Origin of the sequence: Oceanobacillus sp. FSL K6-3682 (assembly GCF_037976165.1) — a bacterium.
GTDB classification, from domain to species: domain Bacteria; phylum Bacillota; class Bacilli; order Bacillales; family Amphibacillaceae; genus Oceanobacillus; species Oceanobacillus sojae.
Window position 1 is genome coordinate 2070875 of sequence record NZ_CP150263.1, and the last position, 13342, is coordinate 2084216.

Below are 13342 nucleotides of genomic sequence, written 5' to 3' on the forward strand. Positions count from 1 at the left end.
AGGAAATAGAGTGTATTTTTTTGTCTCCGTTCCATCTGGCGATGGAACGGAGGGCACCACCACATTCAGTATAGAGCCTGATTATTTATATCAGATTTCCTTTCTGCGCAGCGGTGATTATTTAGGAATGTACCTCCGACTTGTCGTAATTGGCGGGATTTTTATTTGGGTCATTCCTAATATCTGGATTAAAATGATATTCGCGATTCTGTTTATCTATTTAAGTGTCTTCCAAATGATGGCTCTTTATCAGCATCATCGTACACAAATGTGGCTGGATCTTTATCCGGTTAACCCGGGTTTGAAGCAAACAGCTGTTATCGGGATTATTCGGAAGCTTGGCTATGTACAGGCATTTGCTTTTACTTTTTTATTTATATTCCAGCTTGAATGGCTGGGGACTATGATTATATTAATTGGAGGGCTTAGCTTTGTTTGGGCATATATTAAGCTCTATGTAAAACCTAAATTGGATAAAGTATAAAAAAACAAGCTGACGGTCATGTGATAGCCGTCAGCTTGTTTTATTTTGCTTGGTCCTGATAGGTTAAGTAAATATTGGCGAACGCCTTTGCAGCGATGACCATTGATTTTTCATCAATATCGAATTTAGGATGATGATGCGGGTAATCATTTCCTTCCAGATTTGCGCCTGTGAGGAAGAAAGATCCGGGTTTTTCTAATAAATAATAAGAAAAATCCTCTCCTACCATTAATGGCTCTGTAATAGCAGTGAGATCTACCCCGTCAATTTTCTTTGTTGTCTGCAGAACGAGATCTGTTTGTTCCGGATGATTAATAACTGGCGGATACCCTTTAACATAGTTAAATTCATAGGAAGCTCCAAAAGAATCACAAATCCCCTTTAAAATCTGTTCCATTTCTCCAATAATTTTTTCCTGAACAGCAATATCGAAGTGTCTGACTGTTCCAACGAGTTTCGATTGGTCTGCAATCACATTAAAAGCATTTCCTGCTTCAAAAATACCAATAGAAATCACAGCGGATGCTAACGGGCTTAAGCGTCTGCTGACAATCTGCTGGAATTGTGATACCACTTCAGCACCAATTACAATGGCGTCCTTCGTATCTTGTGGAATAGCACCATGCCCGCCTTTCCCTTGAATGGTAATTTCAAACCGGTCTGCGCCGGCCATGATTGCCTGATGTGAAGAGTAGATAGTACCAAGCGGGAGAGGAGCCCATAAATGTGTGCCGAATACAGCATCTACATCTTTTAAGGCGCCTGCTTCAACAATTGATTTCGCTCCGCCTGGAGCATACTCTTCTGCATGCTGATGGATAAAAACAATGGTTCCCTCCAATTCATTCTCGAACTGCTGCATAACTTTTGCAAATGTAAGCAGGATAGCCGTATGTCCATCATGGCCGCAAGCATGCATGACACCAGGTACTTGTGATTTGTATGGGACATCTTTTTCGTCCTGTATAGGTAAAGCATCAAAGTCGGCACGGAAAGCGACCGTTTTACCCGGTTTTGCTCCCTTAAGTGTTGCAACAACACCATTTCCACCAACATTTTTTTCATAAGGAATACCTAATTTTTCATAATAATTCGCAATATATTTTGCTGTTTCCGTTTCTTGAAAAGACAATTCCGGATGCTGATGCAAATATCTGCGAATGTCAACCATTTCTTCATATGTGTTATCAATTTGCGAATGAATAGCTGATAACATTTAATCACCTCTTAAGTATTGTAGTACATCTGAGAATTATGTGAAATCTCTTTTTATTGCCAATCTATTTTATTATATCACTAATTAATTATACTGTAGAATAAAATAATTCGAGGCTGGAATAATTTTGTTAATGCAAATAAATATAAAAATCCATGAAGCGGTAAATACCTCATGGATAGAAAGAGTTATATATCAGTTATTTTTAATTAATACGCGGGTCTTCTAATAATCTTTCAATTTCTTCTTTGTGATGTGTTTCATCAGAGATTAAATCCTCTAACTTAACTACAAGCTCTGTTAAACCCAGTTCATCAGCCTGTGCTTTTCTTTTTTCGTAACGTTCAATCGTATCCGTCTCAGATTGAAGAGAAGCTTTTAATAAATCAGCAACTTGTGTAGGCTGCGGTATAGAAGCGGCTGTGGTAGTCGGGGTACCGCCAAGGGATTTGATTTTTTCGGATAAATAAAGTGCATGACCTAATTCGTCTGTTATTTCTGATTCAAAAAATGGTTTCAGAGCCGAGCGGTACAGTCCTGAAACTACAGATGCACTATACGTATATTGGATAACAGCTGCATATTCATTCGATAAATCTTCATTTAATCCATCAATTAATTCTTGTAATTTTGCATCCATGATTTATCACCCTTTTTATGATTTTTTACTTCCTTTTATATATTTCCCGTTGTTATTTTTATCAAACCTGTTTAGCATAAAAAGAGAGAAAAGAAGGAGAGATAGGATGAAAAATAAATCTGCAGCCATTTTATTCAGCATATGGGCAGTTGGATTGCTATTAAGTATTGTCTGGGTAATACAAATAAAACTTGAGATGCTTCCTTATATAGATCAATGGACAAGAGAAATTGTACCTCTTGTTCATGGGACGAGGATATATGATTTCTTCCGGATGGTTACGGAGCTTGGATCATCCCATGTACTTATACCAATAGCTATTGTAGCAGCTATAGGGATTATGCTGTTATATAAGCATTGGTATCCGGGACTATTGCTTTTAGGAGGATCTTTATTTGCACATTTACTGAATTCATTTATAAAGCAGCTGGTAGGCAGAGAAAGACCAAGTATTTCAGTTACACTAAATGCAGAAGGATTCAGTTTTCCGTCCGGCCACAGTATGATTTCAATGGTCTGTTACGGACTGATTGCATACTTGCTATGTAAAAAGATTCGTTCAGAAAGAATAGTATTCATTGTACAGATCGCGCTGGGCACACTTGTATTTTTAATAGGAATCAGCCGCTTTTTTATCAACGTTCATTATTTAACAGATATTATAGCCGGATTTACCATTGGCTTTGCACTGCTTTATATTTATATATTTATGGACAAAAGAATCTCAGACTTAAGGCGGAGAAGGAAACATTCTTAAGCTGGTTCTCTCTAAACAGCTTTCTAAAGTAAAATAGAAGCATAGAGAAAGGAGTTGATGAAACGAATGAGGAGAATTATTTCCTGTTTTATGGCGATTTGCTTTATTTGGATTGGAGTCATGTTAATTGTAAACAGTTTGAATATAGATGATTTTGAAATAAGCTTTGGCTGGGGTTATATTTATCCGCTTTTCTTTGTTGTTACAGGAGTAGTACTGTTGGGGACAGCTATTATCAAAAGACGTGGAAGATGGATGATAGGAACATTTCTGCTTGTTTTCGGGGGATTGCTATTAGCAGATCGGTTTGGATTGGTTGATTTTACTTTTTGGAGTGTATTTAAGCTCTGGCCGATGATTTTGATTTTTATTGGGTTTAGTTTATTTCGCGGAATTCATATTCATTTGGATTACAGCAGAGGATCTAATAAGAAAAAAAAATCTGAAAAAAGAAAGAAGAATAAAGAGACTTCATTTACCTTTGGTGATATGGAGAAAAAGGGAAACTGGAATCTGGAGCCGATGAATATAAATACAATGGCTGGCAGTTTTTATCTGGATTTAACGAATGCGTATATCCCTGATGAAGAAACAGAAATACATATACGCTCCTTAGCAGGCGATGTAACTATCCTTATTCCAGAAGAAATAGAGTTTCAAGCTCAGGCAACTGCACAGTTTGGAGATATTAATATTTTGGATCAGGAATCTACCGGGGTGAATACAGAATTATTTTATGAAACAGACCAGTTTGCCAATGCTGCAAAAAAATTAGATATTATTATTCGGTTAAAGGCGGGTTCTATTCGTATTGACCGGGTATAAGGAGGGATAGAATGAAACAACGATGGAGAAGTGTCCGATTCAGTTTTATAAAATTGTATTTATATAATTTATTTTTAACGGCTTGTATCCTGCTGGCAATTATTCTATCCTTGTTTGTTATTTGGGAGCCGGAATGGTTAACCGCACAAAGTATATTTTTATTTATCGGCCTGTATATGATTATCGGTTTTATTTTATCCTTACAAGCAGGATTTACGCAAATAGGGAACTTTTTAAAAGTCCGTTTAGATGCCATTTCTATTCAAATTAAGCAATATGCCAATGGGAATTATACTGCTAAAATTTCGAAGGTTCATGAAGAAATAGATGAAACAGATCGAATTATTGACGAACTCAATGATTTAGGGGACAAATTACAGCGCCAGGTTCAGTCATTACAGCGGATGGCTGATGAGAAAGCAGATTATGCGAAATCAGCTCATAAAGCAGCGGTCATCGAGGAAAGACAGCGGATTGCCAGAGACCTTCATGATGCTGTCAGTCAGGAGCTTTTCGGACTGGCAATGTTATCGGAAACAGCATTAAAGCTATTTGATAAAAGCCCTTCTACTGCAAAAGAACAGATGCAGGAAGTCGTGCATTCAGCACATCAGGCTCAGGCAGAAATGCGAGCATTACTGCTTCATTTACGGCCGGTTTATCTGACAAGCGGGGAAACATTGGAAGAAGGTGTACAGAAGCTGATAGACGCATTGGAGCAGAAGAGCAACCTGACATTTCAAGTCGATATTGATGAAATGCCAGATTTAAAAGAAGTGGTCGAAGAGCATCTCTTTCGGATTATTCAGGAATCTTTGTCAAATATATTGCGCCACGCGAATGCAAATACAGTAAAGGTAGAAATAAAACGGAAGCAGGAGGAGCTCTATGTCCGTATTGAAGATGATGGAGTTGGATTTGAATCTGAAAATCAGCAGGACAATAAAGCTTCTTATGGGCTGAAAACGATGAAGGAACGCAGTGAAGAGCTGGGAGGGACCTTTGCCATTCGTTCAAAGCAGGGCCAAGGTACATATATTCATATTCGAATTCCAAATCAAGGAAGTTAAAAGGGGGAGAAGATTTTATGATTCGTATTGTTGTCATTGATGATCACGATATAGTCCGGAAAGGAATTATTTCTTTTCTGCAGACAGAAGATGATATGGAGGTTATCGGGCAGGCGAACAGTGGATTTGGTGGTGCTGAGCTTGTATTAAAGGAGCAGCCGGAAGTGGTTCTGATGGATCTGATAATGGAGAACGGGAATGGGATAGAAGCGACAAAGCAAATAATGTCCGCTTATCCTGCATGCAAAGTCATTATTCTTACGTCCTATTATGATAATGAACAGGTTATCCCTGCGTTAGAGGCAGGAGCGTTCAGTTATTTACTAAAAACATCAAATGCACAGGAAATTGCTGATGCAGTACGTAAAGCTGCTAAAGATGAAAATGTGATTGAACCAAAAGTTGCCCAAAAGATGATGAGTCGTTTTCGTTCATCAGTTAAGAAACCACATGAAGATCTTACAGAACGGGAATTAGAGGTGCTCTTATGTATTGGAGACGGTATGACAAACCAGGAAATCAGTGAAAAACTTTATATTGGTATAAAAACGGTCAAAACTCATGTGAGTAATATTTTAAGTAAGCTGGGTGTTAATGATAGAACGCAGGCTGCTGTTTATGTCCATCGAAATCAATTGTTTAAAGCAACTGGAGATTAATTCGTTTATAGTGCATGTTATTTTTATTGGACTTTTTGAACATTTTCTTAAAACAATTTTTAATATTTATCATAAAAAAAGGTTATCCCATCGACGGGACAACCTTTTTTTATCTACAAGTTGAATAAGAAAAGTCAAGAATTATGAATACAGCATACTGCTGTCTCATTTATTCTTCTTTTTCATGCATGTGACCAGAAATAACAAATGGACGATCCATAAAGTAGCTTGGCTGTTTTGCTTTTTGGGAATCATGTGCTTTTTTAAATTGATCAGAGTTTTTCCAATTTTCAAAGTCGGCAAAGGATTTCCATTGTGTCAAAACAACGTATTTGCTTGTCTTTTCCTGACGTAAAAAGCGCCATGCCTGGAAACCGTCCATTTCTTCAATGCCGCTGTCACTTTGCTTCATGCGATATTCGAAGGTTGAACTGCTGTCTTCGGAAATAGGAAGATGGTTCATAACTACATATCCTTCTTTGGATAATTCTCCGACAGCTTTTAATACTTCGAAGGCTTGACCGGCTGAAAAAATATTTTTAGGGCTATTTTCATAATAAGCAATACCACCATCATTGCTGGAGATAAAGTAAAAATCAATATCTGTATTTTTTTTCTCTAAGGTTTCCAAAAAATTGATGGTTCCTCTTGACGTAAACGCTTTCATTGAAATTCCTCCTTATATGAACGGGCTTTTTGAACATCCTCTTATAATTAAATTGTACACAAATACAAATAATATTGAAAATAATACATATTTCCTGTCGAATCTTTATGTAATTCAGAGATGTCCATTCTTTATCAAAAAGTTAGAATAACGTATAATAATAACGTATATGCACCGAGGTGAGCTTATGAGAACTGAACGAAGAAATGAAAAAAGAAAAGATAGAAGAAAAAATCAAAAGAATGTATTTCGACAAAAAATAAAGTGGCTGGGGATTGCTGTTGCTGGTGTTTTTGTATTTTTGTTAAGCGGTTATGGACTGCTTATTTTAGGAGGGAAAATGGTTGCTGATGAGGATGATCTGCAGCTTGATTTGACAACCACTGTCCGTACGGAAGATGGAGAAGTTGTCAAAACTCTATATAATGAAAACAGAGAATATGTATCCGTAGATCATATCCCGGATCATGTGCTGCAAGCATTTGTGGCTGTCGAAGATCGTCGTTTTTATGAGCATCAGGGGATTGATTTGCAGTCTATTGGACGGGCTGTCTATCGTGACATATTAGCGAGAAGTAAAGTAGAAGGCGGCAGTACAATTACACAGCAATTATCCAAAAATCTTTTTCTTACAAATGATAAATCGTGGACCAGAAAAATAAAAGAATCTATGGCTTCCCTATATCTGGAAAGAAGATTGAGTAAGGATGAGATATTAGAATTATATGTTAACCAGGTCTATTTTGGAGAGGGAGTATACGGGGTCCAAAAGGCTTCACAATATTTCTTTTCTAAGGATGTTGATGATTTAACTATCTCTGAAGGAGCATTGCTTGCCGGTTTAATGAAAGCACCGAATGGATATTCTCCCTTGAACCATCCGGAAAAAGCAGCTGAGCGCAGAAATGTCGTTCTTCAGACAATGGAATCAGCCGGTTATATAGATGAAGAAACAAAAGTGCTTGAGCAGGAAAAAGATTTAGGGATAAATTTGTCAAAAGAAGAAAGAGGAACAAACCCCTGGGTTGACAGCTATGTTGATATAGCAATAAAAGAGGCTGCAGAAAAGCATGATTTAAGCTTCGCAGATTTACAAAGCGGCGGCTATGAAATCACCGTATATATGAATGATGATTTTCAGCAGATTGCTTATCAAAACTTTAAGGAGGATGCTTTTTTTCCTGGAAATACAGAGGGAACAGAGGGGGCATTTGTAATGCTGGATAAGGATAACGGCCATCTTGTCTCGGCTGTAGGCGGACGTAATTTCAGCATTGGTGATTTAAACAGGACAAATGTGCAGCGCCAGCCTGGGTCTACCTTTAAACCAGTGGCTGTTTATGGACCGGCGTTAATGAAGGAGGATAAATATAATCCTTTTACTATAATTCCTGATCAATATATGGAGGAGTATGAAGTTAAGAATGTTAGTGGAGAATATAAGAATAATATTACGATTTATCAGGCTATTGTAGAATCAACAAATACTTCTGCTGTCTGGCTGCTTGATCAGATAGGGATAGATTATTCTAAATCTTATCTGAACAAACTGGATTTACCTCTCGATGAGAAAGATAAGGGGACATCTATTGCTTTAGGAGGCTTGGAAAAAGGTGTGACGCCACTACAAATGGCTCAAAGCTACCAAGCTTTTGCGAATAACGGCAGTATGTCTGAAGCAACAGCTATTGCAGAGATAAAGGACCGGAATGGTGAAGTGATATATCAATCAGAAACAAGTAACAAAGAAATATTTACACCACAGGTTGCCTGGGATATGACAGAAATGCTTAAGGAGACGGTCCGGTCAGGAACTGCCAGCAGCGGCTATTATGCCAAAGAGCTTGCAGGTAAAACAGGAACTACACAGCATACTTATGTAGATGGAGCGTCTAAGGATGCATGGTTTGTCGGATATACACCGGATTATGTTACAGCCATGTGGATGGGGTATGATAAGTCAGATGAGGAACATTATTTAACAGGAGGGAGTGCCTATCCCACCTCGTTAACTAAGAAAATACTGACAGAAATTGATAATCAAACCGGATCTGCATTTACTGCATCCTTTTCAAGGCCGGACGATGTAGAGCCTTTGCCAGATCCAATTGATTTACCGGTCATTGAGAATGTAGATGCAAGCTATACCTTTGGAGGAATGGCATTGGTGAAAGGAAAGCTTACCTGGAATGGTTCAACAGATGACCGTATTGTATACCGTATTTATAAAGAGGACGAGGGTACTGATGAACTGGTGGGAGAAGTAGAAGGGGAAACAGAATTTATCATTGATGATATCTGGTTCCGCAATGAATACTATTATGTTGTACCATTTGACCCAATTACGAATATGGAAGGGGCACATTCTGAATCCGTATCATTTTTCTAATACTTTATAAGAGGATGTTCAAAAAGTCCCCAAATGATAAGCGGCGAACTCTTTAGTTGACACGGACTTCTTGTTTCTTATTTGACTACTTTTGAATGCACACTGTAAAAGATATTTCTTTAGAATTATTTTAAAATGAGACAATTTAATGACAAACAATTCTCTTCCCTATACATGAGCGTGATAAATAGATATAGTTAGAGATGGAAAAAGAATATAAAAGGATGAACGTTGCATGGTAAAAGTGAAAAACACAACAATTTTAGACGCTTATCGCGGAAACAAAACAGATTACACACCAGCCTGGTTTATGCGTCAGGCTGGGAGATCACAACCAGAATACCGGGCATTAAAAGAAAAGTATTCCCTTTTTGAAATTACCCATCAGCCAGAGCTTTGTGCTTATGTTACAAGACTTCCAGTTGAAAATTATGGAGTAGATGCGGCTATTCTTTATAAAGATATTATGACGCCTCTTCCGGCTATCGGAGTTGATGTAGAGATCAAAAGTGGAATTGGCCCGGTTATTGAAAAACCGATCCAGACCATTCAGGATGTGGAAAAACTCGGTGAGATTAATCCGTCAAGTGATGTCCCATATGTCCTTGATACAATCCGTTTATTGACTGAGGAGCAGCTTGATGTACCATTAATAGGCTTTTCCGGAGCGCCATTTACATTAGCAAGCTATATGATTGAAGGTGGCCCTTCTAAAAATTATACGAAAACAAAAGCACTAATGTATCGTGAGCCGAAGACTTGGTTTGCATTAATGGATAAGTTAGCAAGTATGATTATTCGTTATGTGGAAGCACAAATTAAAGCTGGAGCAAGTGCTATTCAAATTTTTGATTCTTGGGTTGGCGCATTAAACGTGGAAGATTACCGTTATTTTATTAAACCGGTAATGACAGATATTTTTTCAGCATTGAAAAAGTATGATGTTCCGCTGATTACCTTTGGCGTAGGTGCAAGCCATCTATTACTGGAGTGGAATGACTTGCCAGTAGATGTAATTGGTTTGGATTGGCGTACTTCTGTAGAAGAAGCCAGAAGCCTAGGTGTCACAAAAACATTACAAGGAAATCTGGATCCTGCTATTTTACTTAGTGATTGGGAAACAATTGAAAAAAGAACGAAAGCTATACTGGACCAGGGTATGAACACAGAAGGTTATGTCTTCAATCTTGGCCATGGCGTTACTCCTGATATTAAGCCGGAAACATTAAAACGATTGACGGACCTTATTCACAATTATTCACAGCAAAAGTAAGAAAAGTTCATAGCCTGGTAATAACTGTTTAAAATCAGTTATTACCATGTCCTTAGAACAGATGCATATAAGCTAAATTTTTACTCTTAAACAAAAAGTAACGAGGTGTATTGATAATGGAAAAGAAGAAATTAGGATTATTAGTAATGGCATACGGAACTCCGTACAAAGAAGAAGATATTGAGCCTTATTACACACATATTCGCCATGGCAGAAAGCCTGATCCTGAAGCGTTGCAGGACTTAAAGGACCGTTATGAAGCAATCGGCGGCATTTCACCTTTAGCAAAAATAACAAAAGAACAAACTTATGCGTTAGAAAGCAAGTTAAATGAAGTGCAGGATGAGTATGAATTTAAAGCGTATATCGGGTTAAAACATATTGCACCATTTATTGAGGATGCAGTAGAAGAAATGGCGAAGGATGGAATAAAAGAAGCTGTTTCTATTGTTTTAGCACCTCATTACTCTACATTCAGTGTTAAATCATATAATGAAAGGGCTAATAGTACAGCAGAAAATCATGGTATGAAAATCGAATCCGTACAAGATTGGTATACAGAACCGGGGTTTATTGACTTCTGGGCAAAAGGCGTGCAGAAAGCTTTTGCGGAAATGCCTGCTGAGGAAAAAGAAAAATCTGTATTAATTGTTTCTGCTCACAGTCTTCCTGAAAAAATTCTTCAAAATGGAGATCCATATAAGCAGCAATTAGAAGAAACAGCACAATTAGTAGCTGAAGCAGCAGATGTGAAGAATTACGAAGTTGGCTGGCAAAGTGAAGGAAATACACCGGACCCATGGCTTGGACCAGATGTTCAGGATTTAACACGTGAATTGTATAACAAAGAGGGATACAAAGCATTTGTTTATACACCTGTTGGATTTGTAGCAGATCACCTGGAAGTTTTATATGATAACGACCATGAATGTAAAGTAGTCTGTGATGAGATTGGAGCAAGCTACTATCGTCCGGAAATGCCAAATGCCCGTCCAGAATTTATTGAAACATTAGCAAATGTGGTATTAAAGAAAGTTAAGCGTGCTTCCTGATGGATAAAAAAAGAGTAGTCATTGTTGGAGGCGGTGTGACAGGATTGTCTGCCGCCTATCATCTTCAAAAACAGGTGCAATTAGCAAAGCTTCCAATCGAAATTACTCTGATAGAAGGTTCAAACCGCCTTGGTGGCCGGATTCATACTATAAAACGTGATGGATTTACAATTGAAAAGGGACCAGATTCTCTTTTAGCACGTAAACCAGTTGCAATGGAGCTGGCAAAGGAATTAGGTATTCTTAATCAAACGAGATATAACTCTACAGGTCAATCCTTTATGCTTATTCAAAATCGATTACATAAAATGCCAAAAGGTGCATTTATGGGCGTGCCAAAGGAAATTGGGTCGCTCATGCGTTCTAAATCATTTACATTATCAGGTAAAATCCGTGGTTTGATGGATTTAATTAAACCAAAGAATAAAAGTACAGAAGATGAATCTTTAGGGCATTTTATGCGACGCCGTTTTGGGAATGAAATTGTAGATAATCAAATTGATCCTTTGCTTTCTGGAATTCATTCTGGTGATATTGATAAAATGAGTCTTCAAGCAATTTATCCAATCTTTGGGAAGATGGAGCAGGATTACGGCAGCGTAATGAAAGGTCTTGCCAAGACAATGCCAAAGCCTGAGAAAAATAGAAAAGCAAAGCCTGCTCAAGGCCAATTCTTCTCTTTTACAAATGGTTTGCAAACTCTTGTTGATGAACTTGAAGCACAGTTGGATACTATAGAAATTATCCGTGATAATAGAGTAAACCATATTGAGAAAAAAGAAGAGGGGTATCATCTTCTTTTAGATTCTGGAAATGTTTTAGCTGCAGATTTTGTTTTAGTTGCAGTACCGCATACACAGGTCCCGGGGATGCTAAGCAAACATCAGCCATTAAAGGAATTATTTGATATTCCTGCGACATCAACAGCTAATGTTGTGCTTGCTTTTGATGAAAAGCAGATTAAACGTGATTTAGACGGAACCGGATTTTTGGTGACGAGAAACAGTAATTACCGAATTACTGCATGCACCTGGACTCATCGTAAATGGGAAGGGACTGCACCTGCAGGGAAAGCTTTACTGCGCTGCTATGTCGGTAAGCCTGGAGATCAGGAGATAGTGAAGGAATCGGATGAGGTACTGGTTGATATTGTGTTAAAAGATTTAAACAAAGTGATGAAAATCAAGGGAGAGCCTTTATTCTATGAGATTACAAGATTTATCGGGGCCCGCCCGCAGTATCACACTGGCCATTTAGATCTTGTCAGCCGTATCAGAGACTATGTAGCCGGTCATCTTCCCAACTTGACATTAATCGGCAGTTCCTATGATGGAACAGGGCTTCCAGATTGTATTGAACATGGACAAAAAGGTGCTGAATTGGCGCTCAAAGCATTAACTGAAAATAAATAAACAATTGATTTTATAACAGCTGTGAAATAGAAAATAATTTCATAGCTGTTTTTATTATGAAGTAGTTTGCTTAACAGGGCATTAAATACAATATTTTTGATGAAATAATCATAAAATCCCTTGCCTGGGCAAAGCAATTATGGCATCAGCTTTTATTGGAGAAAGAACAAAAATTCCCATTAAGTGAAGTTTTGTTTTATACTTTAAAGAAATATTGTTATAGACATTACCAGATAACCATGTTTGTAAATATAATCGAGAGACAGAGAAGAGGAGGAGAAGCATTGCTTAATAATCAGGTTAATGAGGATATTATGCTTTCATTACTGGAAGAAAATGACACACAAACATTGTTCAATTTAGTGACAGTAAATAAAGTGTTTTTAGGCAATTGGTTAAACTTTCCGTCTGTAACCAATAAGCTGGAAGACTCAAAATACTTTATACAAAGGTCATTATTTCGTTTTGTGAATAGGGAAGGTTTTTGGGTGGGCATTTGGTATAATGGAAACTTAGCCGGTTCTGCTGGATTTTTATATTTTGATTGGAAGGTAAAGAAAACTGAAATTGGATATTGGCTTGGAGAAGCTTACACAGGAAAGGGGATTATGACAAGTGTCTGTGCTGCAATGGCAGATTATGCATTTAATGAACTGGAATTAAATAAAATCGAAATAAAAACAGCGGTAAAGAATAGCAGGAGCGCAGCTATTCCTAAAAAACTCAGATTTAAACACGAGGGGACAATCCGGGCCGATGAAGTGATTGGAGATATATTACATGACAGAGAAGTCTACGGTATGCTAAGAGGGGAATGGGAAAGTAGAGGTTAAAAAATTCTCTTCAGTCTTTGCAGGTTAATTAGGGGACAGTCTTTTTTTATATCCAAGAAAACCAG

13 protein-coding genes are annotated in these 13342 nt (G+C 37.7%); 10 read left to right on the top strand and 3 right to left on the bottom strand.

The window, feature by feature from the left end; all coding sequences use genetic code 11:
* Positions 1-10: 10 nt before the first annotated feature.
* Positions 11-484: an ABC transporter permease gene (locus tag MHH51_RS10375; RefSeq protein WP_339285947.1), complete on the top strand. Its 474-nt coding sequence runs from the start codon at positions 11-13 to the stop codon at positions 482-484.
* A 40-nt stretch (positions 485-524) separates the two neighbouring features.
* On the opposite strand, the gene MHH51_RS10380 is transcribed toward MHH51_RS10375, so the two are convergent.
* Entirely contained in the window at positions 525-1700 is a 1176-nt protein-coding gene (locus MHH51_RS10380; protein ID WP_147208129.1) for a M20 family metallopeptidase, read from the bottom strand.
* A gap of 205 nt (positions 1701-1905) precedes the next feature.
* Positions 1906-2340 (bottom strand): ferritin-like domain-containing protein, encoded by a 435-nt coding sequence (locus MHH51_RS10385; RefSeq protein WP_339285949.1) that lies wholly within the window; start codon positions 2338-2340, stop codon positions 1906-1908.
* A 106-nt stretch (positions 2341-2446) separates the two neighbouring features.
* Here MHH51_RS10385 and MHH51_RS10390 point away from each other — a divergent pair, with 106 nt between their 5' ends.
* The 4 genes from MHH51_RS10390 (at position 2447) to MHH51_RS10405 (ending at position 5651) form a co-directional block, all read left to right on the top strand.
* On the top strand, positions 2447-3097 hold the full coding sequence (locus MHH51_RS10390) for a phosphatase PAP2 family protein (RefSeq protein ID WP_147208125.1): 651 nt from the start codon (positions 2447-2449) through the stop codon (positions 3095-3097).
* A gap of 66 nt (positions 3098-3163) precedes the next feature.
* Entirely contained in the window at positions 3164-3922 is a 759-nt protein-coding gene (gene liaF / locus MHH51_RS10395; RefSeq protein ID WP_339285951.1) for a cell wall-active antibiotics response protein LiaF, read from the top strand.
* 11 nt (positions 3923-3933) lie between these two features.
* Entirely contained in the window at positions 3934-4992 is a 1059-nt protein-coding gene (locus MHH51_RS10400; protein WP_147208122.1) for a sensor histidine kinase, read from the top strand.
* A gap of 17 nt (positions 4993-5009) precedes the next feature.
* Positions 5010-5651, top strand: a complete 642-nt coding sequence (locus MHH51_RS10405) for a response regulator transcription factor (RefSeq protein ID WP_147208120.1) — start codon at positions 5010-5012, stop codon at positions 5649-5651.
* A 169-nt stretch (positions 5652-5820) separates the two neighbouring features.
* Here the strand turns inward: MHH51_RS10405 and MHH51_RS10410 are convergent, their stop codons facing one another.
* Positions 5821-6318, bottom strand: coding sequence for an antibiotic biosynthesis monooxygenase (locus MHH51_RS10410; protein WP_339285953.1), 498 nt, complete (start codon positions 6316-6318; stop codon positions 5821-5823).
* 187 nt (positions 6319-6505) lie between these two features.
* Here MHH51_RS10410 and MHH51_RS10415 point away from each other — a divergent pair, with 187 nt between their 5' ends.
* The 5 genes from MHH51_RS10415 to MHH51_RS10435 all read left to right on the top strand — a co-directional run bounded on the left by MHH51_RS10415 (position 6506) and on the right by MHH51_RS10435 (position 13277).
* A complete protein-coding gene (locus tag MHH51_RS10415) occupies positions 6506-8707 on the top strand; it encodes a PBP1A family penicillin-binding protein (protein WP_339285955.1) in 2202 nt (733 codons plus the stop codon).
* A gap of 235 nt (positions 8708-8942) precedes the next feature.
* Positions 8943-9980, top strand: a complete 1038-nt coding sequence (gene hemE, locus MHH51_RS10420) for a uroporphyrinogen decarboxylase (RefSeq protein WP_147208114.1) — start codon at positions 8943-8945, stop codon at positions 9978-9980.
* Between the two features lie 116 nt (positions 9981-10096).
* Entirely contained in the window at positions 10097-11032 is a 936-nt protein-coding gene (hemH, locus tag MHH51_RS10425; RefSeq protein ID WP_147208112.1) for a ferrochelatase, read from the top strand.
* Complete coding sequence (hemY, locus tag MHH51_RS10430; RefSeq protein WP_339285958.1) at positions 11032-12444, top strand: protoporphyrinogen oxidase; 1413 nt, start codon at positions 11032-11034, stop codon at positions 12442-12444. The genes hemH and hemY overlap by 1 nt, the downstream gene beginning before the upstream one ends.
* Positions 12445-12728: 284 nt before the next feature.
* A complete protein-coding gene (locus MHH51_RS10435) occupies positions 12729-13277 on the top strand; it encodes a GNAT family protein (RefSeq protein ID WP_339285960.1) in 549 nt (182 codons plus the stop codon).
* Positions 13278-13342 lie beyond the last annotated feature (65 nt).